At 42.2% G+C, this 24,884-nt stretch carries 20 protein-coding genes; 10 read left to right on the top strand and 10 right to left on the bottom strand.

Annotated elements, in window-relative coordinates; all coding sequences use genetic code 11:
• Positions 1-957, top strand: a complete 957-nt coding sequence (locus G509_RS0113075; RefSeq protein WP_131450683.1) for a hypothetical protein — start codon at positions 1-3, stop codon at positions 955-957.
• A gap of 3 nt (positions 958-960) precedes the next feature.
• A complete protein-coding gene (locus G509_RS0113070; protein ID WP_026991939.1) occupies positions 961-1,341 on the top strand; it encodes a RidA family protein in 381 nt (126 codons plus the stop codon).
• Between the two features lie 76 nt (positions 1,342-1,417).
• Here G509_RS0113070 and G509_RS0113065 read toward each other — a convergent pair whose 3' ends face one another.
• The 4 genes from G509_RS0113065 to G509_RS0113050 form a co-directional block, all read right to left on the bottom strand.
• Positions 1,418-2,281 carry a BadF/BadG/BcrA/BcrD ATPase family protein gene (locus tag G509_RS0113065; RefSeq protein ID WP_026991938.1) on the bottom strand — a complete coding sequence of 288 codons (864 nt, stop codon included), beginning with the start codon at positions 2,279-2,281 and terminating at the stop codon, positions 1,418-1,420.
• A gap of 123 nt (positions 2,282-2,404) precedes the next feature.
• Positions 2,405-3,406 (bottom strand): type I glyceraldehyde-3-phosphate dehydrogenase, encoded by a 1,002-nt coding sequence (gene gap, locus G509_RS0113060; protein ID WP_026991937.1) that lies wholly within the window; start codon positions 3,404-3,406, stop codon positions 2,405-2,407.
• A gap of 42 nt (positions 3,407-3,448) precedes the next feature.
• Entirely contained in the window at positions 3,449-4,435 is a 987-nt protein-coding gene (gene pfkA / locus G509_RS0113055) for a 6-phosphofructokinase (protein WP_026991936.1), read from the bottom strand.
• A gap of 209 nt (positions 4,436-4,644) precedes the next feature.
• On the bottom strand, positions 4,645-9,066 hold the full coding sequence (locus tag G509_RS0113050) for a translocation/assembly module TamB domain-containing protein (RefSeq protein ID WP_242604831.1): 4,422 nt from the start codon (positions 9,064-9,066) through the stop codon (positions 4,645-4,647).
• Positions 9,067-9,266: 200 nt separating this feature from the next.
• Between G509_RS0113050 and tsaD the strand changes: the two genes are divergently transcribed.
• Both tsaD and G509_RS0113040 read left to right on the top strand, forming a co-directional pair.
• Positions 9,267-10,289: a tRNA (adenosine(37)-N6)-threonylcarbamoyltransferase complex transferase subunit TsaD gene (gene tsaD / locus G509_RS0113045; RefSeq protein WP_026991934.1), complete on the top strand. Its 1,023-nt coding sequence runs from the start codon at positions 9,267-9,269 to the stop codon at positions 10,287-10,289.
• Entirely contained in the window at positions 10,289-10,996 is a 708-nt protein-coding gene (locus tag G509_RS0113040; RefSeq protein WP_026991933.1) for a 16S rRNA (uracil(1498)-N(3))-methyltransferase, read from the top strand. Before tsaD ends, G509_RS0113040 begins: the two co-directional genes overlap by 1 nt.
• A 256-nt stretch (positions 10,997-11,252) precedes the next feature.
• Here the strand turns inward: G509_RS0113040 and G509_RS0113035 are convergent, their stop codons facing one another.
• Both G509_RS0113035 and G509_RS0113030 read right to left on the bottom strand, forming a co-directional pair.
• Positions 11,253-11,492: a hypothetical protein gene (locus tag G509_RS0113035; protein WP_026991932.1), complete on the bottom strand. Its 240-nt coding sequence runs from the start codon at positions 11,490-11,492 to the stop codon at positions 11,253-11,255.
• Positions 11,493-11,576: 84 nt separating this feature from the next.
• Entirely contained in the window at positions 11,577-12,146 is a 570-nt protein-coding gene (locus tag G509_RS0113030; protein ID WP_026991931.1) for a hypothetical protein, read from the bottom strand.
• Between the two features lie 100 nt (positions 12,147-12,246).
• On the opposite strand from G509_RS0113030, the gene G509_RS0113025 reads away from it, so the two are divergent.
• A complete protein-coding gene (locus G509_RS0113025; protein ID WP_026991930.1) occupies positions 12,247-12,885 on the top strand; it encodes a DUF4159 domain-containing protein in 639 nt (212 codons plus the stop codon).
• A gap of 690 nt (positions 12,886-13,575) precedes the next feature.
• Positions 13,576-14,376 (top strand): IS110 family RNA-guided transposase, encoded by an 801-nt coding sequence (locus G509_RS22100; protein WP_242604830.1) that lies wholly within the window; start codon positions 13,576-13,578, stop codon positions 14,374-14,376.
• Between the two features lie 1,321 nt (positions 14,377-15,697).
• Here G509_RS22100 and G509_RS0113015 read toward each other — a convergent pair.
• Entirely contained in the window at positions 15,698-17,434 is a 1,737-nt protein-coding gene (locus tag G509_RS0113015) for a thiamine pyrophosphate-dependent enzyme (RefSeq protein WP_026991929.1), read from the bottom strand.
• A gap of 248 nt (positions 17,435-17,682) precedes the next feature.
• On the opposite strand from G509_RS0113015, the gene G509_RS0113010 reads away from it, so the two are divergent.
• The 4 genes from G509_RS0113010 to G509_RS0112995 all read left to right on the top strand — a co-directional run bounded on the left by G509_RS0113010 (position 17,683) and on the right by G509_RS0112995 (position 21,713).
• Positions 17,683-18,762, top strand: a complete 1,080-nt coding sequence (locus tag G509_RS0113010; protein ID WP_026991928.1) for an AI-2E family transporter — start codon at positions 17,683-17,685, stop codon at positions 18,760-18,762.
• A 2-nt stretch (positions 18,763-18,764) separates the two neighbouring features.
• On the top strand, positions 18,765-19,940 hold the full coding sequence (locus G509_RS0113005; protein ID WP_026991927.1) for a THUMP-like domain-containing protein: 1,176 nt from the start codon (positions 18,765-18,767) through the stop codon (positions 19,938-19,940).
• Positions 19,941-19,985: 45 nt separating this feature from the next.
• Positions 19,986-20,552 (top strand): Crp/Fnr family transcriptional regulator, encoded by a 567-nt coding sequence (locus G509_RS0113000; protein WP_026991926.1) that lies wholly within the window; start codon positions 19,986-19,988, stop codon positions 20,550-20,552.
• 93 nt (positions 20,553-20,645) lie between these two features.
• Complete coding sequence (locus G509_RS0112995; protein ID WP_026991925.1) at positions 20,646-21,713, top strand: SDR family oxidoreductase; 1,068 nt, start codon at positions 20,646-20,648, stop codon at positions 21,711-21,713.
• A 116-nt stretch (positions 21,714-21,829) separates the two neighbouring features.
• Here G509_RS0112995 and G509_RS0112990 read toward each other — a convergent pair whose 3' ends face one another.
• The 3 genes from G509_RS0112990 to G509_RS0112980 form a co-directional block, all read right to left on the bottom strand.
• The gene (locus tag G509_RS0112990) at positions 21,830-23,269 is read right to left on the bottom strand and encodes a PQQ-dependent sugar dehydrogenase (protein ID WP_117590874.1); all 1,440 of its coding nucleotides are present in this window, start codon (positions 23,267-23,269) and stop codon (positions 21,830-21,832) included.
• 70 nt (positions 23,270-23,339) lie between these two features.
• Positions 23,340-24,668, bottom strand: a complete 1,329-nt coding sequence (locus tag G509_RS0112985) for an MFS transporter (protein WP_081663307.1) — start codon at positions 24,666-24,668, stop codon at positions 23,340-23,342.
• Positions 24,653-24,874, bottom strand: coding sequence for a hypothetical protein (locus tag G509_RS0112980; protein WP_026991922.1), 222 nt, complete (start codon positions 24,872-24,874; stop codon positions 24,653-24,655). The genes G509_RS0112985 and G509_RS0112980 overlap by 16 nt, the downstream gene beginning before the upstream one ends.
• Positions 24,875-24,884 lie beyond the last annotated feature (10 nt).

Genomic DNA, 24,884 nt, shown 5'->3' with positions numbered 1-24,884 from the left:
ATGGAGAGTGTTGCATCTAAAAGAGGGCTATTTAATTACTTTAAATTAATAGTAGTCTTTTTTGCACTACTACTTTTGGGCCTATTAATGGCTTATAGTTTTTTAGATAAAAACAGTAATAATCCAAAAGAATACTTTAACCTGCTACTTGGTGCCGCACTTGTATTTTATGCTTTTTTTAATGTTTACGGATATTTTAAACATACACCAAAGATTGTAATCGATCGAAAAATATTCCGCGTTGCAAACACATCGTATCGATTAGAAGATATAAGAAGCCTGAAATTAACGGGCAAAAATGGCCATACGTATTTAACGTTAGCCTCTAAAGAAGCTGCAGAAATTATTTTTGAAGATGGTTATGTTGTATATATTAATGATAGTCTATACGCAAATTCATCTCAATTAAAAGTTTTTCTGGAAGATGTTTACAACAGGAAAAACGACGGTATTACAGAACAGGTTTTAATCAAAGAACCTCTTTTGGAAAAACGTGTTAGTAGCAATAAACAATCTATCGATTATAAATATTATAAAGGATTATACATTTTTAGCACTCCGGGTTTAGTTACTATTGTATGCGCAACTATTATAATAGTACAATTATTAATGGCAAATTCTGATGCTGCCCTTTATATATTTTTTGCTATCTTTTTACTATTTTTCCAACTCATATTTATCTCAAGATTTTACTATTTCTTAGCTAATGATAACTTCCTGATCGTTAAAAGTTCTTTTTTATTTTGGAAAAGGCACACCTATCCGCTTTCTACGATAAAAGAAGTTGTTTTTGAATTATCAAGCAAAAAAACTAATGGATTACGCATTATAACTACTGATTACACTACAAGAATATATTTAGCTGGTAGCCTGCAAAAACGCCATTGGAAGGCGCTTAAACTACATTTAGAACAACACAATATACCTGTTAGAAACGAACTCTATTTTAATATATAAATTATGAAAAAAATTATTTTTACAGATAAAGCCCCTGCTCCTATTGGGCCTTACAACCAGGCGGTGCTGGTAGATAACACACTTTACACATCAGGCCAAATTCCGTTAGACCCGGTAACTATGGAGGTTGTAGGCGGCGATATTGAGACCGAGACCAAACAGGTTATGGAAAACATGAAAGCGGTTTTAGAGGCTGCCGGTATGGATTTTAGCAACGTGGTTAAAACAAGCATTTTTATTATTAACATGGACGATTTTGCTAAAATAAACGCCGTATACGGCAGTTATTTTAACGAAGAGTTTGCCCCTGCCCGCGAAACCGTACAGGTAGCACGCCTGCCTAAAAACGTAAATGTAGAAATATCTATGATAGCCGTGCTTTAAGCATTTAAAAACCAATAAAAAAAGGGATTGTAACGCACTTGTTACAATCCCTTTTTTTTATGTAGAAAAGCTAAAATTATTTAGCTTTAGCTTTGTTTACTTCGTGGTATTCAATCAAACCATCAATTGGCCTTCTTAAAACATTACCAAGTTTAAGGCCGTTTTTGCCAAGAATTTCGGCAAGTTCAGCTTTAAGGTAAAAAGCAATAGAACCAACAAAATGTGTTTCAATTTCGTGGGCATTTTCGTACTGGGTAATGTAGTTATCTACAAAAACCTGCATGTTTTTTACAATAATTTCTTTAATAAAAGGCTCTTCTTTATTCTGAATTAAGAATTTAGCAAAAGTAGCCAGGTAAGCATTTGGGTTAGGCTCTTTGTATAAATTATGTTTTATAACATCGGCATCCAGGTTGTATTCGCTCTCAAATTTTTTAGCAAGATGATCTGGCATCTTGTTGAAAAAATACGCACGAACAAGATCGCGGCCAAAGCGGTTACCACTGCAATCGTCCATAGCTATGTAGCCTAAAGACTGTACTTTTTGCTGAAGTTCTTCTCCATCAAAATAGCTGCAGTTAGAACCTGTACCAAGAATACATATAATAGCCTTATCGTTATTTGGGTTGGTAGCGTAGGCTGCTGCATAGGTATCTTCTTTAACGCTAACTTCTGCATTCGGGAAAAATTCCGTAAATATGTTAGTCATATACGTTTTCATCCTGTCTGTACCGCAACCGGCACCATAAAAGTAAAGATTAGATACCTCTTTACGATTGTTGTAAATATCAAATCGGGCCTCCAGCCTTTCAAGGGCTTCTTCCTTATTGATAACCTCAGGGCTCAGGCCAAGTGTCTGGGTTGTAAACAGCCTGTTACCATCGTCATCCAGCGCTATCCAGTCGGCCTTCGTAGCACCACTATCAACTATTAATACCATAATATCAATTGGGTTAGTTTGGGTTAAATATTGAGATATAAGTTTAAATTTGGGTTAAATAAGCTTATATATAAAAACAATGTCCCGCCTTTATTTAAAAAGCGGGACAAAGTTAAGAAATAATTATAGAGATGCAATATGCACCGACAGATCTATTAGTTTGCTTGAGTAGCCATACTCGTTATCATACCAGGAAACCAGTTTAAAGAACGTAGAGTTAAGGCCAATACCGGCTTTAGCATCTATAATAGACGTTCTTTTATCTGAAACGAAATCCTGAGATACAACATCGTCTTCTGTATAGCCAAGGATACCTTTAAGCTCGTTTTCAGATGCTTTTTTAAGTACAGCCATAATTTCTTCGTAAGAAGTTTCTTTAGCTACTTTTACAGTAAGGTCTACCACAGAAACGTCTACCGTTGGTACGCGGAAAGACATACCTGTAAGTTTACCGTTAAGTTCCGGGATTACTTTACCTACTGCTTTTGCAGCACCTGTAGATGAAGGAATGATGTTTATGCTTGCAGCACGGCCACCTCTCCAGTCTTTTCTTGACGGTCCGTCGGCAGTCATCTGGGTAGATGTTGTAGCATGTACGGTTGTCATTAAGCCTTCTACAATGCCAAAGTTATCGTTGATTACTTTAGCAAGCGGAGCAAGGCAGTTTGTAGTACAAGAAGCGTTAGATACTACAGTATCTGCAGCTGTTGCTTTATCGTGGTTTACACCCATTACAAACATTGGAGCATCTGCAGACGGGGCAGAGATGATAACTTTTTTAGCACCACCTGTAATGTGCTGCTGTGCAGTTTCGATAGTTGTAAAGATACCGGTGCACTCTGCAACAACATCTACACCTACTTCATCCCATTTAAGGGTTTTAGGGTCTTTTTCGGCAGTAACCCTAATGTGTCTTCCGTTTACGTATAGTTGGTTATCTTTAACCTCTACAGTACCGTTAAAACGGCCGTGAACAGAATCGTATTTTAATAAATAAGCCAAATGATCTACATCAAGCAGGTCGTTAATAGCCACTACCTCAACATTATCTCTGTTGAAAGTTTCGCGGAAAACAATTCGACCTATCCTGCCGAAGCCATTTATTCCTAATTTAACTGTTGCCATTTTCTTCTAATTGTTTTTTTGTTGTTTAATTATTATCGAGCATTATATAGAAACTATATCAGATACTCTGATAAGTTCCTGGTCTATTTGTGATTTTCCTTTTACAGCCTGCTCAAGCGGTGTAAGCACCACGTCGTCTTTTAAAAGTCCAACCATATAATTTGAATTGCCATCAAGCAATGTTTCTACCGCCCTTACACCCAGCCTGCTTGCCAGTACCCTGTCAAAACAAGATGGTGCGCCACCACGCTGCATGTGGCCTAATATAGATACGCGTACATCGTATTCCGGCATGTTCTGGTCAAAATAGTCTTTAAGTTCAAACGCGCTTTTGCCTATCCTGTCGCCTTCGGCTATTACCACAATGCTGGACGATTTGCCCGATGCCTTACTCTTTTTAAGCGAGTCTACAAGCCTGTCTAAGCCCATATCTTCTTCAGGGATAAGTATTTCCTCGGCACCTGCGCCAATACCTGCGTTAAGTGCTATATGGCCTGCATCCCTGCCCATAACCTCTACAAAGAAAAGCCTGTTGTGCGAGCTTGCCGTATCTCTGATTTTATCTATAACCTCTACTACCGTGTTAAGGGCAGTATCATACCCAAGGGTAAAGCTGGTGCCATAAATATCGTTATCTATGGTGCCCGGTATGCCTATTACAGGGAAGTTGAATTCTTTATTAAATAAAAGCGCACCTGTAAAGCTGCCATTACCGCCTATAACTACAAAGGCGTCTATACCGTGCTTTAAAAGGTTGTCGTGTGCTTTTTGGCGTCCTTCCGGGGTCATGAATTCTTTGGAACGTGCCGACTTTAAAATTGTACCACCTTTATTTATAATGTTATTTACACTACGCGGGCCCATTTCTTTAAAATCGCCTTCTATCATTCCCTGGTAACCCCTGTAAATACCTGTACACTCTATATTATGAAATGCACATGTGCGCACTACTGCTCTAATTGCGGCGTTCATACCCGGCGAATCTCCACCCGATGTGAGCACACCAATTCTCTTTATATTAACTGACATTTTTTAGTATTTGATTGTAAAATTAATAATTTAATATGAATTTTATATTCTAAAATACGTTATATTACAAAATACGCAAACTTTCAATCGTTTTCGTTAATAAGTTTTTCTAAACATCTTGTTAAGATTGAACAAAAAAGCAGGCATATCTGTAAAAATATGCCTGCTTTTTTTTATTATATAGAATTTTAAAAAACTAAAATTATCAATTAATCAGTTTCAGGAATTTGTTCTGGAGGCTTCTCCTCGGTGGTGGGTTTTTTCTTGTTCCTGCTCTCTGCAAATTTGATAAATTCGGGCGACAGTTCAGAGTCCGGAATGTCCGTTCCCTGGCTGTTGGCAGCCTCTGTTTCGGCCTTTTTAAATATTTTGCGGTACAGCTCGCTCAGGGTATCAAAATCAAGTTCGTACGTTAAGCCAATGCCCTGCGTATAGCCTATACCCTCTCCTAAAAAGTTAATATCGTTCTCGCGGTTAAACACCCTGCTCCTAAATGTATTGTCTTCGTTTAGCCTAAACTGCGCCTCTACGTTACCCACAATAGCACTCTCGTTAACCCCGCCAACGGGTACCCCCAGCTGGCCGTTTATGGTTATCCTGTTGTTTATTTGAGACGATACCGTTACCCCCACCTGCGAGTTGGTTTCTACATACGGGTTTTTATTGGCCTGTACATAGTTTAGGCCTATATTTATTTTACTGTCGCCATCGCTAAACAAATCGTTAAACATGCTGCTGGCCCTTTCAAAAAGGCTGCCATATACTGCCGTGTTGGCGTTACTGGTACTGGTAAAGCCACCGGTAGAAAGCAGCGACAGTGCCTGCGTTTGCCTCATATCAAGGTCGGACAGCCTGTATTCAAGATCTGACTTTAATACCGAACTGGCCCCCGGGAAGCTGATGCTAAAATCAGGCTCCGGCGTGGTAAGCGTACCGTTAAGCACAATGCCCACCTCTATAGGTATGTTTCGGCTAAACGACGGGTTTTCTAAAAGCACCGCCGGGTTGGCCTGCGTTTTATACACCGCCTCCAGGTTTAGCCTTGCACGGGTAGGGTCGCCTTCCCACACAATGGTTCCGCCCCTGCGTACCGATAATTTTTTATCTATAAGGCCGCCGTACTTAAAGTTATATTCACCTTCCTGCACCTGGTAGTCGCCCCACATATTAAATTTACCAAGGGTATTAATATTAAGGTATAGTGTACCGTAGCCGGTAGCATTAAGGCTGTGGCCGGTGTTTTTATCTATAATAACCTCAAGGTTAGCATCTGGCGTTACATTAAGGTCGAATTTAAGCTCTAACCCTTTAATGGTTTTGGTTTGCTGCGCAATGCCTTTTATGATATTTTCTTTTTCCTGCGGACTTAAGAAGTGAATGTACGATGCATTGGTACTGCTGGCTGCACCGGTATTGTTGATAGGAATTTTGATATCGGTACCTTTTTCTGATGTGGCATCTACCTCTATAAACAGCGAGCTGGTTGGCCCGGTTAGCGTTGCCTTACCTTTTATAAAGGCGGTGCCATAGTACATGGCTTCGTCTGAATCTTTAGTATCGAGCACCAAAATCCTGTCCGACGTTATATTAAGGTCCAGACCCCAGTCTTTAAAGAATTTATGTTTAACCGACCCGTTAAGCCTACCCGTGGTTTTATACTTGGTGTCTTTTAGCTCTATGTTCCTAAAAAATATCTGCTCCTCATTAATATCTACAGTGGCACCTTCCTCAAAATCAAAGTCTACATTTAGGTAGCCCACCTTTAAGCCACCATCGTTAATGTACAGCCTGCCATCAATTTCCGGGCTTCGGGCGTTGCCCACAATAGCTGCCCGGCCCGATGCCTTGCCCCGAATATCAGGAAACACCGATTTTAAGAAGACTTCTAATGGAGCGAGATCGAAATTAGAGAAAACGGCATCTAACGATAGCTGCGTTTCTTTATTTACAATATCTATAGAGCCCTTGGTGTAAAACGTTTCCTGGTCTTTATTTACGATAGAGCTGCTAACGTTGAACTTTTTAAACGTCTGGTCGCCAATAACATCAAGGTTCATATTGCCCAGCACATAGTTGTTTAGCTTAAGCGAGTCGATAGTTACCGATGAAGCCGGCTCAAACTGGTTCTTATTCTGCTTAAAACTAACCTCGCCATTAAGGCGGCCACCAAAGCTAAGGCTATCGAGGGTTGGGGTTATTTTATTAAGGTCGACATCGTTAAACGACATTTTAAGGTCTTTATAATCTTTACCCTTAATAAGCCCCATTAGCTGCACAGCCTGTTTGTTATGCGACAGCGATATGTTATCGATCTCAAAATCGGTCAGTTTTTTATTGAAGACCACTTTGTTATCACGGGTATCCTGCTCGTTAATATACCATACGTAGTCTTTAAAATTGATCTCTGATTTTTTAAAGCCTACAACCGAGTTGTTTTTCTCGTCTATAGTATGATACAGGTTAAGCTTAAAGCTATCGGTAGCTTTTGGCCCACCTTTAAACTCAGATCGTAAATAGAGCGTATCGTTTTGGGTAACGTTAATAATATTAAGGTCGGTAACCTTGTATCCCTTCATACGGATGCTATCCATACTTATATAGGTGTTGTACAGCGGGTTTTTATTGTCGATATCTATAGCGATATTATTAAAGTACGTTTTATAAGCCTCTATATTAGGCGAATTGAATGCGAGCTTAAACTCACCCTTATCGGCATTAATGCGCCCCCGCAGCCTGGTGTTTTCGCCCACTACCACATCGGGTAAAAAGATGCCTACAATTTTGCTGTAAACGGTAAAATCAAAGTTAAGGAACTGCCCTTTCTTGACTTTATATGGAGAATAATTGGTGTACAGGCTACCAGCGGCATTTTGCGCCAGCTTGGGCAGCTCGTTAACATCAAAAATACCGCTTACACGGCCATCCAGTATATCCTGAGAGTTTAGCGTAATAGTACGCACGTTGTCTTCATCAAAAACCGACTCCAGTAAAAAGTCTTCAAAATAGTAGCTTTCGCGGCTGTTTTGGTACGAAAGGCGCGATAAGTGTACTGTACCGGCCATATCGTTTAGGTTGCTGCCACGGGCATCTATAAGCAAATCGCCTTTAAATATGGAGATGGAATCGTTCGTCATTAGCTTAAGCAACGCCAAATCGGCATAGTCTATCTGTGCATGAAAATCGAAATCCTTTTTCTTTTTGCTCATATCCACCAGCCCGTCAAAGCTCATAAGCAGATTAGGGTCGTTGCTGTTTAGCTTGCCTTTATAATATGGCCAGCGGAACAATCCATCCAGCGTGATGCTCTTATAATTATAGCCGTTAAAGGCCAGGCGGGTAACATTGCCTTTAACAGATGTATTTAACGATTGCTGCGTAAACCCGCGCCCGTCTACATCTAAATGCAGTGTGGCAAGGCCAAGGGTTTTTATGTTGGCAACTGCCCCAAGGTTAAAATCCTGCAGGTCTATGTTGCCGGTATAAGCAGCCTCTGTAGGCTTGTTGTAATTTTTAACCGAAAGGTTGGCCTCTGCCTCGCCCAGTTCGCTCATTACATACAGCTGGGTATCAATATCTTTTTTGGTAAGGGTAACGTGGCCCACAAGGTCTATACGGCCAAATTTTTCTAAAATAGTGGGTAAACTTTTGCCCAGTATGCGCGGCATTATACCCTTAAGGTTTTGGTAGTTAGATGTTATCCTGTCAAAATTACCATTCATGTAAAAGCCCGGCCCCTGCTTATCGAACAAATGCCTGAAGTTAATACTACCGATGATTTCGCTCTGCTCGGCATCCAACAGCTTAAGGTCCTGGAGTATAAAATTGTTAAGCGGCCCGGTAAGGGTTGTAGAAAGGTAAAACTTTTGGTTCTTGCCAAACTCGTTATAAAAATAGTTAAGCTCGTTAGTAGCTATGGTGGCCCTGTTAACCTTAAAGTCGAACTTTACACGGTTAACAAAATCTTTCATATCGTCTTTGCCATAGGTAAGCTTAACCGCACCGGTAAGGGCGCTTTCGGCGGTTTTAAGCTCTAAAGCATCTAAAATAATATTGGTTTTAGAGTAGGTAAATTTAGCTTTAAGATTGTCTACAAAAAGTCCGCGGTGGTCCAATAGCGAGAGCTTTTGTATATCAGCCGTAACATCGCTACCCTTAATATAAAAATCCTGAAGGTGGCCACTTAGCTTTTTAAGGTCGAGCACGCGCGCCGTTACCGCATTTTGGTTGGTTAGCCTAAAGCGGCCGTTAGACACAAAAAGATCATCGGTATGGAGTCGGAATTTACCGCTGCCGGGCTTGCCGTTATCAAAAGATTTTACAAAAACATCAAGGTTAGATGTTTTTTCGCCTTTGTAGGTTTTCATGTGGAAGTTAAGCTTCTCGGCACGAATGGTACCAAACATAAGCTGGGTGTTGCCCAACGACTCTAAATTGCTTAGCAGGTTGGTTTGCAGCCTGTCGGCAGAAACAAGCGTATCGTTATGGTGGTCTAAAATTACAACGCCTTTTAGCTTAACGCTACCAAAAATGGTTATGGCAACTTTATCTATTTGTATGTGGGTGCCAAACTGCTTGTTAAGATAGTCTGACCCATAGTGGGCCAGCCTGGTTTGTACAAATGGCAGCGACAAAACAATAGCCAGTAACAGCAAAAAAAGAAGCAATCCTACAAGGGTGCGGATAAGTATTTTTTTAAATTTTTTGATACTGCTATTTGTTTTAAATTTGCCTATTGGTTGGTTAAGCCACACAACCCACAAAAGTAGGAATTTTTACCTTTGTTAAAATAGGCTTTAACCCTTTTTTATAATTCAAAATCTGTGCCCAAATTATGGCTGATACGCCCGTATATATTTTATCTATAGAAAGTTCGTGCGATGATACCGCCGCGGCTGTACTACAAAACGCCAAAGTGCTTAGTAATGTTGTGGCACGGCAGGAAGTTCATGAGCAATATGGCGGCGTGGTGCCAGAGCTGGCAAGCCGCGCACACCAGCAAAATATTGTGCCTGTGGTAGATGTTGCCCTTGCCAAAGCCGGCATTACGCGCAATCAATTAGGTGCCATTGCCTTTACGCAGGGCCCCGGATTAATGGGGTCGTTACTGGTGGGCAGCTCATTCGCAAAATCGCTGGCACTTGCGTTAGATATTCCGCTGGTGGCCGTAAACCACATGCAGGCGCATATACTGGCGCATTTTATAGACGAGGAGGGTTTTGACAAGCCGCAGTTTCCGTTCCTGGCGCTAACCATTAGCGGCGGACATACGCAAATTGTAAAAGTGAGCAGCTTTTTTGATATGGAGGTTATTGGCGAAACTACCGATGATGCCGTGGGCGAAGCCTACGATAAGAGCGCCAAGATATTAGGCCTGCCCTACCCGGGCGGCCCATTAGTAGATAAATATGCCCAGTTGGGCAACCCAAAGGCCTACCCTTTTACAAAACCCAAGGTGCCGGGACTTGATTTTAGCTTTAGCGGATTAAAAACGCAAATACTGTATTTTGTGCAAAAAAACGTGGCTTTAAACCCTAACTTTGTGCAGGAGAATATGAACGATATTTGTGCCTCTATACAATATACCATTATTAATATTTTAATGGATAAGCTTAAACTGGCTGTAGCCGAAACCGGCATTAAGAAGGTGGCTATTGGCGGGGGCGTATCTGCAAACAGCGGCATTCGCGGCACGCTTAAGGAGGCCGAGAAAAAATACGGCTGGAAAACGTTTATCCCAAAATTTGAATACACTACCGATAATGCCGCCATGATTGGCATTGTGGGCTACCATAAATACCTGGAGCATACGTTTAGCGATGCATCCGTAACCTCTAAAGCACGCATACAACTATAATGCAGTTATTTTATAACCCCGATATTACCCCCGGCAGCACGTCTTTTTTGTTTGATAAAGAAGAAAGCCGCCATATTATTAAAGTGCTTAGAAAAAAAGAAAGCGACATTATACAGATTACCAATGGCGCCGGTAGCTTGTTTACATCGGAAATTGTGTTTGGCAACGAGAAAAAATGCGAGGTTAAAATTACGGCAGAGCAGTTTTTTGAGCCTGCACAGTACGAGCTTCACTTAGCGGTGGCACCTACTAAGCTAAACGACCGCTACGAATGGTTTTTAGAAAAGGCCGTTGAAATTGGCGTTACCCAGATTACCCCGCTTATTTGCGAACACAGCGAGCGCACCAATTTTAAAGCCGACCGTTTTGAGAAGATCCTGCAAAGTGCCATGAAACAGTCGCTGCAATTTTACTTACCCAAACTGCATGAACCCGTGCCTTTTACAACCTTTGTAAACGATGCCAAGGCCGGCGAGCTGTTTATTGCCCATTGCGAAGAAACCGACAAGAAACTACTTAAGCACGCCCTGCAGCCCAAACATAACATTACGATACTTATTGGCCCCGAAGGCGATTTTTCTACTAAAGAAATTAACCTGGCCCTGGCACAAAATTACGTACCGGTATCGTTAGGCAACACCCGCCTTCGCACCGAAACCGCCGCCATTGTTGCAGCGCACAGTGTTGCGTTTGTTAATGAGGAGTAGTTGGCAGTGTTTAGTGTTCAGTTTACAGTCGCAGTTGGCAGGTATTTTGCAGATAATTTTCTTCACGTACTGTCATTGCGAATGAAGCACAGCGGAATGTGGCAATCTCACATAAAAAGAGATTCTTCGACTCCGCTGCGCTTCGCTCTGAATGACAGCCTACGCAGTCTTAAAATGGAACGCGGATGACGCGGATTTAAAAAGGGATTGCGCAGCATCTGCGTTATCCGCGTTCCATTTTACGCAAACCTGAACACTAAATATAAAGCTCCTCTTTTACACCACTACTCAAAATAAAAAAGATCTGGTACTGATTGTCTGAGCTGTACTGAAGGCAGGTTTTATCGTTATACGCCTCTTCATCATAATCTTTTATAAAATCCTGAAGTTCGGCATCTATAGACGGTGCCACATATACATTATAAGTTTTGCCATCTGTGGTAATGCTATTGCCCACGGCATTGTGTTTAAGCTCGAAAGCGTCCTGATAATTCATACTATTGGGGTTTGACCCTAAATTACAAAATTTACAGTTGCAGTAAGCGTTTTGAGGTATTTTTAATGAAATAGGGTGCGTTGATTAATCAGTGTCAGTTAAATCTATAAACATTATTTCTGATTTCTGAGTATCGAATATAAGTAATGAATAATCCCAAGCTACATCAAAAAACCAGTCAGCATCCAAATATTTATAAGTAAATATTATTAGATCTTTAAACCTGTTTTGATATTCCTCCTGCAAAAATTTTGACACAATTAAGGTGGCTTTCTTCTTTACAATACTTCTGTACGCTCCGCCGTCCACCAAAATCCGGATAAGATATTGCGATAGTAAGTCGCCACTTATTTGCTGCGCATTTTCAAAGGATGGGTCGCTCTTTTCAATCTTTAATCGTTCTATATATTCCTGAATATCGTGATGCATCAAAACATTTCTGACAAAGTGTTCGGCATTTAGCGGTTCTTTTAATACAAAGTTATCTTTCTCCTGAAGGTCTACCCTGTACTTATGCAATAGTATACCTCCGTTGCAGTATGCATATTGTACCGCATCCTGCCAACCTTTCGCATTCGCACTAAATTTGCTTATATCAATAAATTTACCCGAAGCCCACGCTAAATCAATTGCTGTTTGTAAACCGTTACCCATTGCACATTATTTAAATCCTTTTGCAGGCAATATAAATAAAAGCATTGTAAACCTACCCTGAGATTTTATATATTTACATTTCTAATTTTTGAAAATTGTAATGAAAAAACTTCTGTATATAATTGCCTTACTGCCTGCCCTGCTTACCGCGCAGGAAATTGCCGTGCTTAAATATTCGGGTGGTGGCGACTGGTATGGCAACCCTACATCGTTACCCAACCTGGCTAAGTTTTGCAACCAGAATATTAGTACTAAACTTAAGCCTAAAACCGCTATTGTTGAGGCCGGCAGCCCCGATTTGTTTTCGTACGCCTTTGTACACATGACGGGACACGGCAACGTGGTGTTTAGCGATAATGATGTAATAAACCTGCGCAACTACTTAACGTCAGGTGGCTTTTTGCATATTGATGATAACTACGGTATGGATAAATTTATCCGTAAAGAGATTAAGAAAATATTCCCCGATAAAGAGCTAGCCCTGGTGCCCATAAACCACGAGATCTATAAAGGCCCGTTTGCTTTTCCGCAGGGTATGCCTAAAATTCACGAGCACGATAACAAAGCGCCGCAGGCTTGGGGCATTTTTGTGGAAGGCCGCCTGGTACTGCTATACACCCTGGAAACCGACCTTGGCGATGGCTGGGAAGACCAGGAGGTGCACAACGACCCCGTTGATGTTAGGACGAAGGCCCTTAAAATGGGGGCTAATATTGTTAACTACGCGTTTAAAGAATAGTTTTTTAAATTACGAATTACGAGTCTTTAAAATGGAACGCGGATGACGCGGATGCTGCGCAGACACGGATTATCACGGATTAATACTGAAGCCAATTTTGCATTATTAATGACCAATTACATGTGAGATCGCTTCGTCGTGCCTCCTCGTAAAGACGGTGCGTGAAGAGTGGAACGTACAGTACCCGTAATTGTCATTGCGAACGTAGCGCAGCGGAGTGCGGCAATCTGTAATGGAATACGGATTATCACAGATTTTTAAAAGCAAATATTGTTTTAGTTACCGATGCAAAGTTACAACCTATCCCTCCAATTAGTACTGAAGTCACTGCTTCAGTAAATGCCATCTTACCTTTAATGGAGCGCACTTACTGAACAGATTGCTTCGTCGTGCCTCCTCGCAAAGACTGTGCGTGAAGAGTAGCACGTACAGTACCCGTAACTGTCATCCTATGTTTGTATAAATAAAAAGTAAGGTGGATTTTAGAGAAAGAATTATTAAATTTCAATAGAAGAAGGGAAAGAAATAAAAACCGAGTTTCGTCATTGGTCTTATAAGGCTGTTCGCAATGCCGGTTCCTTTCCCTTTCTGCTTTAAACTTGGACAGTTCGTTAGGCGTTGGGAGCCTGTAAGTAGGATTGATAAGTTAAGCAGATCTTCTATTTACTTTGTTTCTCTAATAACAAATTTATGGAAAAATCTTTTATTTATGTAGGTGTCGACATTAGCAAACTAACTTTTGATGTGGCTATTTTTAAAAATGGCATTTATTATCATCACAAGTTTAGCAATGATTTAAAAGGCTTTAAATCGTTCATCAAATTACTGAATACTGATAACTGTTGTGTTATGGAAGCCAGTGGGCCTTACTACCTTAACCTCGCCTTTTTCCTTGTGGATCAGGGTATAGCTGTTAGTGTTATAAACCCCTTGGTTATACGCAGGTTTTCACAAATGCGTATGCTCCGCGCCAAGACTGATAAAAAAGATGCTGCGATGATAGCAGAATATGGTAAAACAGAGCGTCCGGTTTTATGGGAGAAAGAAGAAAATTATGTTCTGGAGTTAAAGCAAATGCAGGCATACTGCGAACAACTCAATAAAAGCCGGACAGGCTTAATTAGACAAAAACAGGCCTTTGAAGCTAATCCTGTACAAAGTCAGATAGTGATGAATAGCCTGAATAAACAGGTAGAAGAGTTGGAACAACAATTAAAATTTATTGAAAAGGAAATGGTTAGTTTAATAAAACAATATCATCCGGAACAGTACCAGCAATTAAAAAGCATACCGGGCATTGGCCCAAAGTCAGCTATGGGGCTAATTGTGCTGAGCGGAGGTTTTACAAAGTTCAGTAATGCAAAGCAACTTAGTTCTTATGTTGGAATATCACCAAGAATCTTCGAATCGGGAACCAGTGTAAAAGGGAAAGCACGGATATGTAAAATGGGAATGAGCAGGATAAGGGCAATATTATATGTATGTTCCTAGTCTGCAGTCAAGAAAAATAAGGCGTGTAAACAACTCTTTGAAAGGTTGCTTGAGAAAGGTAAAGCAAAAAAACTTGCCCTAATAGCAGTTGTAAATAAACTATTGAAACAAGCTTTTGCTATCGCAACAAATAAAATATATTATAATGAAATAATTTAAAATTCTCTTGCATATAAACACAGTTCATTGCGAACGTAGCGCAGCGGAGTGCGGCAATCTATAATGGAACGCGAATCTCACGGATTTTTTAAGCGCAAATATTGTTTTAATTCCTGATGCAAAGTTACAACCCATTTCTCTACTTAGTACTGAAGTCACTGCTTCAGTAAATACCATCTTACCTTTAATGGAACGCACCTGCTGAACAGATTGCTTCGTCGTGCCTCCTCGCAAAGACAGTGCGTGAAGAGTAGCACGTACAATACACGTAACTGTCATTGCGAACGTAGCGCAGCGGAGTGCGGCAATCTATAATGGAACACGAATTATTACAGATTTTTAAATGCAAATATTGTTTTAGCTACCGATGCAAAGTTACAACCCATTTTTCTATTTAGTACTGAAGTCACTGCTTCAGTAAATGCCATCTTATCTTTAATGGAGCGCACTTACTGAACAGATTGCTTCGTCGTGCCTCCTCGCAAAGACAGTGCGTGAAGAGTAGCACGTAGAGTACCCGTAACTGTCATTGCGAACGTAGCGCAGCGGAGTGCGGCAATCTGTAATGGAATGCGTATTATCACAGATTTTTAAAAGCAAATATTGTTTTAATTCCTGATGCAAAGTTACAACCTATCCCTCCAATTTGTACTGAAACCAATGTTGCAGTAAACTTACCTTTAATGGAACGCAACTGCTGAACAGATTGCTTCGTCGTGCCTCCTCGCAAAGACGGTGTGTGAAGAGTGGAATGTACAGTACCCGTAACTGTCATTGCGAGGAGGCACGACGAAGCAATCTCACATGTAACTTAGGCATCATTGGTAAATACTCCCTTATTATCTGATGCAAAATTACAATCTATCCCTCCAATTAGTACTGAAGCCGTTGCTTCAGTAAAACAAACTTTACATTTTTTGTACAACCTATAAAACAAAAAAAACAGCCTGTAAACTATATACATGGCTGTTTTTTGCTATTTTGGATGTTTTATGGAATATTGCAGAAAAAAGGCTGCTTCCAAAATCCGAAAGTGAAATATCAAAAATAAAATACCTGATTATCAGGATAGATTTACAAACTGATTTCACATTATTTTTACGACGAAAATTGATGCTAAATTGTTATACATACATACTGTTTCGTAAATTAAAACTTACAATCATAAAAGTTCTGACAGGTGTTTGTAATTTGCTTTAACGGTATCTAAAACCTCCTCCATTTTGCCGCCTAAAATAAGCTTGCTCATGGTGGTGGCATAGCCCTTCATTTGCTTCCATTCTATTTTTGGAGGCATCGCCAGCGAGTCAGGATTAGTCATAACATTCACCAAAACAGGCCCATGCGATTGGAAAGCTTCTTTTAAAGCGGGTTCAAGCTCGTGTGGTTCGTCTACCGTAATGCCCCTAAAGCCCATGGCAGCAGCCACAAGGGCAAAGTCGGGGTTAACCATATCGGTCTCATTATCAGGCAGTCCGGCAACTTCCATTTCAAGCTTAACCATACCTAACGCCCTGTTGTTAAACACAATAAGCTTAATAGGCAACTTATATTGATGGATGGTAGCAAGGTCGCCCAGCAGCATAGAGAGGCCGCCATCGCCACACAGCGCAACTACCTGTTGATCAGGGTGGCTAAGCGCCGCACCTATAGCCATTGGCATGGCATTGGCCATAGACCCGTGGTTAAACGAGCCAAGCAATTTTCGCTTGCCGGTGGCATTAAGGTAGCGGGCACCCCACACGCAGCACATGCCGGTATCTACGGTAAAAATAGCATCGTGGGCAGCCAGTTTATCTATGGTATGTGCCACATACTCAGGCGATATGCGGTCTTTTTCGCCGCGGTCGTTAACATATATGTTCAGGTTTTCCTTAACCTTTTCATACAGCGCAAGTTGCGCCATTAAAAAGCTGTCATCGGGCTTAGCGGTAACCAACGGAAGCAGGGCTTCTACCGTATCTTTAATGTTGCCGCACAGGCCCAGGTCCAGCTTAGCACGGCGGCCCAAACGCTCTGGTTTTAAGTCGATCTGGATAATCTTTTTATCGGTAGGCATAAAGGCCGTGTACGGAAAATCAGTACCCAGCAACAGCACCACATTAGCCTCATGCATAGCATGATACGCCGATGGAAGGCCAAGCAGGCCGGTCATTCCCACCTCATACGGGTTGTCGTACTGCATGCCCATTTTGCCCCTAAACGAGTAGCCGATGGGCGCTTTAAGCTTACCTGCCAGCTCAATTACCTGATCGTGAGCGTCATCGGCACCCGTCCCGCAAAAAATGGTCACTTTCGGGTGGGCGTTCAGTATCTCGGCAAGCTGGTCTAACTCGGCATCGTTAGGTCTGATAATAGGGTTGTTACGGTAGTTGTGCATTGCCGTAGCACTCTCAGCAGCAGGCATTTTCGATACATCGCCGGGTAATCCAAACACCGCTACACCCTTATGGTGCAACGCATGCTGAATGGCCGTTTGCAGCATTCGGGGTGCCTGCTCTGCCGTGGTAGCAATCTCGTTATAACAGCTGCAATCGTCGAACAAACGGGTGGTATTGGTCGATTGAAAGTAGTCGGTACCAAACTCAGGCGTATTAATGGTAGAGGCAATGGCAATAAGCGGTACGCCGCTACGGTGGGCATCATACAAACCATTAATTAGGTGCACATGACCGGGGCCGCAACTACCCGCACAACAGGCAAGCCCATCGAGTTCGGCTTCGGCGGCAGCGGCGTAGGCTCCTACTTCTTCATGGCGAACGTGTATCCACTTAATCTTGCCACTTCGCCTAACGGCATCGTTAAGTTCGTTAAGGCTGTCGCCGGTAACGGCATATATACGTTTTACGTTGTTTTCTACAAGCATTTCTACTATCTGGTCGGCTACTTTTTTACTCATACTATTGTAATTTAAACCTTAATAATTTTTGCTACAAAGGCTATCAAATTTACTAAACAATACTGGCCTGATTGCCCTATTTAACGTAGTAATAACGTTTAAAAAGGCTTACAAACGTTATAGTGGCGCGGCTGCATGCCATAACCTTATCCTACAAACTTCATCAATTCTTAATGTTGTATTAAAGGCAAAAGCATTCGTGATATTTTTCATACATTCGATGTACTAAATCACCAAACTAACCCAAAATGACATCTAAAATTATCGCTAACGGCATAGTCAGGGCCGTACTGGTTCTGGCCGCTATATATATAGGACTGATGTTTTTGTACCAGATACAAACGGTACTTATTTACCTTTTTGTTGCCCTGATACTTAGCATGGTAGCCAGCCCTATTGTATTCTTTTTAAAACGCAAGCTAAAGTTTCCGCACATACTGGCCGTTATAGTAACACTGGTATTTTTACTCAGTTTGCTGGTAGGTTTTATAATGATGTTCGTTCCGCTTATCATCACGCAAAGTGAAAACCTATCCTTACTGGATACCAACAAATTAGAGGGCGATTTTAACCAAATGGTGGCCCAGGTAAACGACTATTTTGGTATCGATACCCAAAAAATGATAAAGGATGCCAACCTTACATCTAAGCTTAACTTTAACTTTATTCCACTGTTCCTTAACTCTTTACTTGGCATATTAAGCGGTTTTGGTATGGGACTTGCATCCGTACTCTTCATAACCTTCTTTTTCTTAAAAGACCGCAAGCTGTTTTTTGTGGGTGCTAAAAAACTACTGCCCGATGCGCATGAAGACAAGATACTCAACTCTTTCCGTAAAATAAACTACCTGCTAAGCCGCTATTTTATTGGGCTTATAATACAAATGGCGGTGCTGTTTACACTGTACCTTGCCACCCTACTTATCTTTGGAGTTAAAAATGCCTTTATAATAGCCTTTATAACGGCATTGCTAAATATTATACCTTACATAGGGCCGGTTATAGCAACCGTTTTGGTAATTGTGCTAACTTTGCTGGGCAATATAGGGCCCGAAACACAGGGCGAAATGCTGTCGACTACGCTGTATGTGGTTATAGGCTACAGCATTGCGCAGTTTATAGACAACAATGTTAGTTCGCCGTTAATATTTTCCAACAGCGTTAATTCGCATCCGTTGGAGATCTTCATAGTGATACTGATAAGCGGCTTTGTGTTTGGCGTATTAGGAATGATAGTTGCCATACCGCTTTACACCGCCATTAAGGTTATTGCAAAGGAATTTTTTCCGCAAAACCCTGTTGTTAAAGCCCTTACTAAAGATATATAGCTTTGCTTTCTACATTATTACAGCCCGAAATCCAGCAATACATTCGCGAGCATACTGCCGATGCCGTTACACAACTGGCATTGCAAAAGAACCCTTTTCCGGAGGTGCCCTTTACCGATGTTATTAACCAGATAGCAGCACGCCAAAAGGCTAAGGATAAGCTGCCTACATGGTTTGAAGCGGAGGATATTATCTACCCGTCCAAGATTTCCGTCGAACAAACATCGTCGGAGGTGGCGGCAAAGTATAAATCGGGACTGGTTTCGGGCGAATGCCTTATCGACCTAACCGGCGGTTTTGGCATAGACGATTATTACTTTAGCAAGGTAATGCAGCACGTTACGCACTGCGAAATGAACATTGAGCTATCGGCCATTGCTGCCCATAATTTTAAAACGCTTGGCGCGGAAAATATTGAGTGCCTGCCCGGCGATAGCCATGATATACTGACACTTACCAACAGGCAGTGGGACTGGATCTATGCCGACCCATCGCGCCGCAGCGATGTTAAAGGCAAGGTTTTTATGCTGAAGGACTGTCTGCCCAGCGTGCCCGATTTGTTAGATACCTACTTTAAATATACCAATAATGTACTTGTAAAAACGGCCCCGCTGCTGGATCTTACTGCCGGATTGGCCGAGCTGCATTCGGTTAAGGCGATACACATTGTGGCCGTTAATAACGAGGTTAAGGAGTTGCTGTGGCACATACAAAAAGGCTTTACCGGCACCCCTGCCCTGCTTGCTGTTAACCTTACCAAAGAGGGCAAGGAGGTTTTTGAAACTACCTATGATAATGCTGCCGAAGCCGCTTACGGCCTCGCTAAAAAATACCTCTACGAACCCAACAGTGCCATTATGAAATCGGGCGCGTTTGATGCCGTTAGCAGTCATTACAATATTAATAAACTGCACAAGCATTCGCAATTATATACATCAGATGAGCTTATCGATTTTGCAGGGAGGCGATTCATTATCAACAACATCATTCCGTATCAAAAGTCTGAAATTAAGCAATTTATAGAAGGTGAAAAGATGAATGTAACCGTGCGCAATTTTCCGTTGGCAGTAACCGAGTTACAGAAGAAATGGAAGATTAAAGATGGCGGCGATACCTATGCTTTTTTTACCACAAACATTGATAACGAAAAGGTTGTGCTGCTGTGCAGTAAGGCGTAACAGCTTAATAATCGTATCTTTACCGCAACGGTTTACATTGTTATTATGGAAGAAATTTTAAGGAGGCAGATTGAGAAAATTGTAAAACTGACTGATGATGAGTTTAGCTTTGTACTGAGCCACTTTACAGCGCGCTCTTACAAAAAGCACCAGTATTTGGTACAGGCCAACAACCCTGCCCCTAACGATAATTTTGTGGTTAAAGGCCTTTTAAAATCGTTTTATATAGACGATGCAGGCAAGACCCACATACTGCAATTTGCTATGGAAGACTGGTGGATATCAGACCCGCAGGCCTATCATAACAAAGTAAACGCTACGCTAAATATCGACTGCCTGGAAGACACCGATATCTTTTTTATCTCGATAGATAACCGCGAAAAACTGTGCGCCGAAATGCAAAAAATGGAGTACTTTTTTATGAAGAAAACCACTGCCGGTTACATTGCCCTGCAAAAAAGGATACTATCGCTTATGAGCCAGAAATCGGAAGAGCGGTACGCGCAGTTTGTGCAGCTGTACCCTGATTTACTCAGCCGCGTACCAAAGGCGTTAATAGCCTCTTACCTTGGCATTTCGCGCGAAACGCTGAGCCGTATGAGTACCTTTTAATGTGATAAACCTCACATTTTTGGCGTGACTAATATCCTTTTTTCCACCAGATCCATTGCCGAAATTTGCAGTACAAATTTTAATACTCGCATTATGGATAAAATAGCATTAGTTGTGGGCGCAAGCGGCATAACAGGCAGCAACCTTGCCCAAAAACTTATTTCTAAAGGCTGGATCACCTACGGCCTTGCCAGGAACCCACAACAGGATATAGAAAACCTTACACCAGTAGCCGCCAACCTTTTAGACCCCGAAAGTTTAGAGAAGGCACTACACAATATAGCCCCTACCCACATATTTATTACCAGCTGGATGCGCAACGATACCGAGGCAGAAAATATTAGGGTTAACAGCCTGATGGTTAGAAATTTGCTTAATGCGCTATCGGCAAAAAAATCAGTGCAGCACGTGGCGTTAGTAACCGGGTTAAAACATTACTTGGGTCCGTTTGAGGCTTATGCCAAAGAAGGCTTTTTACCCGAAACCCCACTTAGGGAAGAGCAGCCACGCCTTGATATTGAGAACTTTTACTACGCACAGGAAGACGAAGTGTATGCTGCCGCAGACCGCGATGGCTTTACATGGAGCATTCATCGCCCGCACACTGTTATTGGCAAGGCTGTGGGCAATTTAATGAACCTGGGCACCACGCTGGCCGTTTACGCAACCATTTGTAAAGAAACCGGCAGGCCGTTCCGCTGGCCGGGATCTGAAGCGCAATGGAACGGCCTCTCTGATGTTACCGATGCAAGGATGCTGGCACGCCAACTTATCTGGGCTTCTACCACCGATGCGGCACGTAACGAGGCATTTAACATTGTTAACGGCGACTTTTTCAGGTGGAAATGGCTGTGGAATAAAATAGCCGAACATTTTGGTATTGAAGCTGTTGGCTTTGATGGAACCATACATCCGCTTGAAGAAGAAATGGCTAATGATGCCGCGGTTTGGAAGGAAATTGCCGAACGCCATAATTTAGCCGAGTCCAATTTAGACCGACTGGCATCCGCATGGCATACCGACCTTGACCTTGGCCGCCCTATTGAGGTAATGACGGATATGTCTAAAAGCCGTAAGCTGGGTTTTACCGCTTTTCAGCACACCGAAGGCTCTTTTTACGACCTGTTTGAACAGCTTCGTAACGAGAACCTGATTCCATAAACAGCACCTATTCAAACAAATAAACCCCTGTAAGCATTGTGTTTACAGGGGTTTTGTTTTTGTGAGTCATATAGAGATCGAACCTGAGACTGCACTTAATCTTCAATATCACAGCCCTACTCTACCGGCACAAGCCTGTAAACAGCCGCAGCCGGACTTTCTACTGCTACGTATATAAAGCCATCCGGCCCCTGCCGAACGTCTCTTACACGGCCAATATTCTTAAGCAGCTTTTCCTGCTTTACTATTTTGTTGCCGTCAAGGTAGCAGAGGTTTAAATATTTAAACCGCAGCGACCCTACAAGTACAGCGCCTTTCCAGGGTTTGTAAACATCTGTAGTTAAAAATGCCATGCCCGATGGCGCTATAGACGGTATCCAGTACAGCTCTGGGTTTTGTATGCCGGGTGCCGTAGTTTTATCGGTTATGGTGTTGCCATCGTAGTTAATGCCATAGCTGGTAAGCGGCCAGCCGTAGTTTTTGCCGGGTTCGATGATGTTAACCTCGTCGCCGCCACGTGGGCCGTGTTCGTTTTCCCAAAGCGCACCGGTATCGGGGTTTATGGCAAGCCCCTGCGGGTTGCGGTTACCATAGCAATACAGCGTGGTAGGTTTGCCGGCCTTATCTTTAAACGGATTATCGGCCGGTATCGATCCATCATCTTTAATACGGTGAATTTTACCCAATTGGTTATCATCCAGGCTCTGCGGGTTCTGCCTTTCGTTACCGCGCTCGCCTACCGATATAAACAGGTAACCATTTTTATCGAACACCATGCGGCTGCCATAATGATGGCGCGTTGGAGCATATGGCAGTGCCTCGAAAATTATCTTACTATCAATTAGCTTGTTGCTTTCCACTTTAGCGCGTATAACTGCAGTTGTGGCAACGGTGCCCTGATTAGTTTTTTTAGGCTTGGAATACGAAAGGTAAATGTAGCTGTTGTTAGCAAAATCAGGGTGCACAATAACATCAAGCAAGCCGCCCTGGCCTTCGGCAAGCACTTCGGGCACACCCGTAATTTCCTGCTTCTTTTTGTTTTTAACACGGTACAATTTGCCGCCCCTTTCGGTAACAAACATTGTTCCGTCCGGTAAAAAAGCCATACCCCACGGCACATCAAGCCCTGTTGCAATAGTATCTAATTTTACGGTAAGTTTTTCGCTTGTAAAAGTGCTGCTAACCGGCACAGCATCAAAATTGTAGGCCTCTACATTTTTAATGCCCTTTAGTATATATTCAGAGAGTTCTTTAATCTCGGCATCGGTAAATGTTTTGGCAAAAGCCGGCATACCCTCGTTTGCGTAGCCATTTTTAATAGCCTTCATTAAATCTTTAAGGCTGTTGCCGTGTTTCCATTGCCTGTCGGTAAACGCGTCCATTTTTTCGCCGTGGCAGCCGCTGCAATAGTTGGCATAGTTCTCGGCAGGTGTTGCTGTGGCAGATGGCTGGTGTACATCCGTTACTGCGCAGTAGCCATCATTTGCCTCTAAAGTAAGGCTTACGCCGATGCCCGTGCAAACCAGCACCGGAATGATTAAATATTTAGCGATCATAAAAAGTTAGATTTGTGTTTTTTGGAACTCAAATCTAATCAATTTTACGACATAATACGATAACGATACCTTATTCTGTAACCAATACAGGCTCAGCAACTTTAGATTTTACCAGTTGCGCCACCCTGCGGATTAAAAATACCGAGCAAAGCGTTACGGCTGCAATTACATAGCCCAGTATATTGTAATTTTCGAGGGGACTGGTCTTGGTAGACTGGTGCACTATATAACCGGCACAAACCGCTGCAATACCGCCCGCAATTTGCTGAAGCGATGATGTTATTGCCATATACGCCCCACGGTCTTTCATCTCAGGGATACCCGTGTTTAGGGTTGTTGCGGGAATCATCCGGCTCATAATACCCATAAACATAACCATATTAATGGCTACTACCTGCCATAGCGGTATGGGGTTTATATTAGTGTATATCAAAATCATAACAATAGAAATAAGCGACCCGGCCGCAAACAGCCAGAACTTGCTAACCCTGTCGCTCAGCTTACCTACCAATGGCATTATAATTAGTACCGATATTCCTGTAAAGAAAAATATAAGGGGCAGCTGCTCGTGCGTCATGCCAATGTTGTTAACCAGGTAAGCACTGCCAAAGGGCTGTAGCATAAATCCGCCCACACTTAGCAGCGCAATGGCCGCAAAGCCAATTTGGTACTGCTTGTTGCTAAGCGTATGCCAAAGGTGCAGGAACGGGCTTTTATCTAACTGTAATTCAAGGTGTTTATTAACCGGCTGCATTTTAGTAACAATGGCAATAAGTATGAGTACGCCCAGTACTGCTATCATTAAAAAAGCCGAATGCCAGCCCCATAGGTTGGTAAAATACAGGCCTAAGGGTATACCCAGTATCTGGCTGGTGGCAAAGGCCATTTGTATAAAACCCATAACGCGGCCACGCTGCTGTATTAAAAACAAATCGGTCACAATAGCCAGCGAAACCGACCCGATTACCCCACCAAACAACCCGGTAAAAATACGTGCCGAAAGCAGCATCCAGTAGCTGGTAGAAAGGGCGCATAAAACGGTGCCTATTATAAAGCCAGTGTAAAAAAAGATAAGCAGTTTTTTACGGTCGAATTTATCGGCAAAGCCCGCTGCCAAAAGTCCCGATGTACCCGCACTAAAAGCATAGGCCGATACGGCATAGCCAAAGTTGGCGGTGCTCATATTCAGGTTTTTCATAAGGATATCGCCCAATGGAGATATGATTATAAAATCCAGTATAACAGTAAATTGCAATAGCGCCAGTATGGCAATTATTATTTTTTGATGTAATGTAAATGGGGCTGCTTTAGCGGTAGGTTCCATTCGGTTTTTTGATTGATGATTTTGGTTGATTTGATTTTGATTGATGACTGAACCCCTGTTTATAGTTCGTGGCATTGGTGGCCCAAAGCATTGATAAGCGCAATTATAGATTGCGGCGTAAGCGTAGCGCTTGCTACACGCAGCACACAATCTACATCATCGGTATCTATGCTCCACTCCTGTATTTCGGCATGGGTGCTTAAGGTTTTATGTACTTCGCAATTAGCGCAAAGTGGGCCTATATCGGTTTTAAAAATATAGAGTTGGGTAGTAGTTTCCATAGTTGGATAT

Source organism: Flavobacterium subsaxonicum WB 4.1-42 = DSM 21790, assembly GCF_000422725.1.
Lineage (GTDB): Bacteria > Bacteroidota > Bacteroidia > Flavobacteriales > Flavobacteriaceae > Flavobacterium > Flavobacterium subsaxonicum.
This window is presented reverse-complemented; position numbering and strand designations above follow the sequence as displayed.

Coding starts and splice junctions, on each gene's coding strand:
- G509_RS0112990 (WP_117590874.1), bottom strand. CDS start 23,269: ATGATCGCTAAATATTTAATCATTCCGGTGCTGGTTTGCACGGGCATC.
- G509_RS0112980 (WP_026991922.1), bottom strand. CDS start 24,874: ATGGAAACTACTACCCAACTCTATATTTTTAAAACCGATATAGGCCCA.
- G509_RS0113000 (WP_026991926.1), top strand. CDS start 19,986: ATGGAAGAAATTTTAAGGAGGCAGATTGAGAAAATTGTAAAACTGACT.
- G509_RS0113075 (WP_131450683.1), top strand. CDS start 1: ATGGAGAGTGTTGCATCTAAAAGAGGGCTATTTAATTACTTTAAATTA.
- G509_RS0113035 (WP_026991932.1), bottom strand. CDS start 11,492: ATGAATTATCAGGACGCTTTCGAGCTTAAACACAATGCCGTGGGCAAT.
- pfkA (WP_026991936.1), bottom strand. CDS start 4,435: ATGTCAGTTAATATAAAGAGAATTGGTGTGCTCACATCGGGTGGAGAT.
- G509_RS0113040 (WP_026991933.1), top strand. CDS start 10,289: ATGCAGTTATTTTATAACCCCGATATTACCCCCGGCAGCACGTCTTTT.
- G509_RS0113025 (WP_026991930.1), top strand. CDS start 12,247: ATGAAAAAACTTCTGTATATAATTGCCTTACTGCCTGCCCTGCTTACC.
- G509_RS0113065 (WP_026991938.1), bottom strand. CDS start 2,281: ATGGTATTAATAGTTGATAGTGGTGCTACGAAGGCCGACTGGATAGCG.
- G509_RS0113070 (WP_026991939.1), top strand. CDS start 961: ATGAAAAAAATTATTTTTACAGATAAAGCCCCTGCTCCTATTGGGCCT.
- G509_RS0113015 (WP_026991929.1), bottom strand. CDS start 17,434: ATGAGTAAAAAAGTAGCCGACCAGATAGTAGAAATGCTTGTAGAAAAC.
- G509_RS0113010 (WP_026991928.1), top strand. CDS start 17,683: ATGACATCTAAAATTATCGCTAACGGCATAGTCAGGGCCGTACTGGTT.
- G509_RS0112995 (WP_026991925.1), top strand. CDS start 20,646: ATGGATAAAATAGCATTAGTTGTGGGCGCAAGCGGCATAACAGGCAGC.
- G509_RS22100 (WP_242604830.1), top strand. CDS start 13,576: ATGGAAAAATCTTTTATTTATGTAGGTGTCGACATTAGCAAACTAACT.
- G509_RS0113030 (WP_026991931.1), bottom strand. CDS start 12,146: ATGGGTAACGGTTTACAAACAGCAATTGATTTAGCGTGGGCTTCGGGT.
- gap (WP_026991937.1), bottom strand. CDS start 3,406: ATGGCAACAGTTAAATTAGGAATAAATGGCTTCGGCAGGATAGGTCGA.
- G509_RS0112985 (WP_081663307.1), bottom strand. CDS start 24,668: ATGCCACGAACTATAAACAGGGGTTCAGTCATCAATCAAAATCAAATC.
- tsaD (WP_026991934.1), top strand. CDS start 9,267: ATGGCTGATACGCCCGTATATATTTTATCTATAGAAAGTTCGTGCGAT.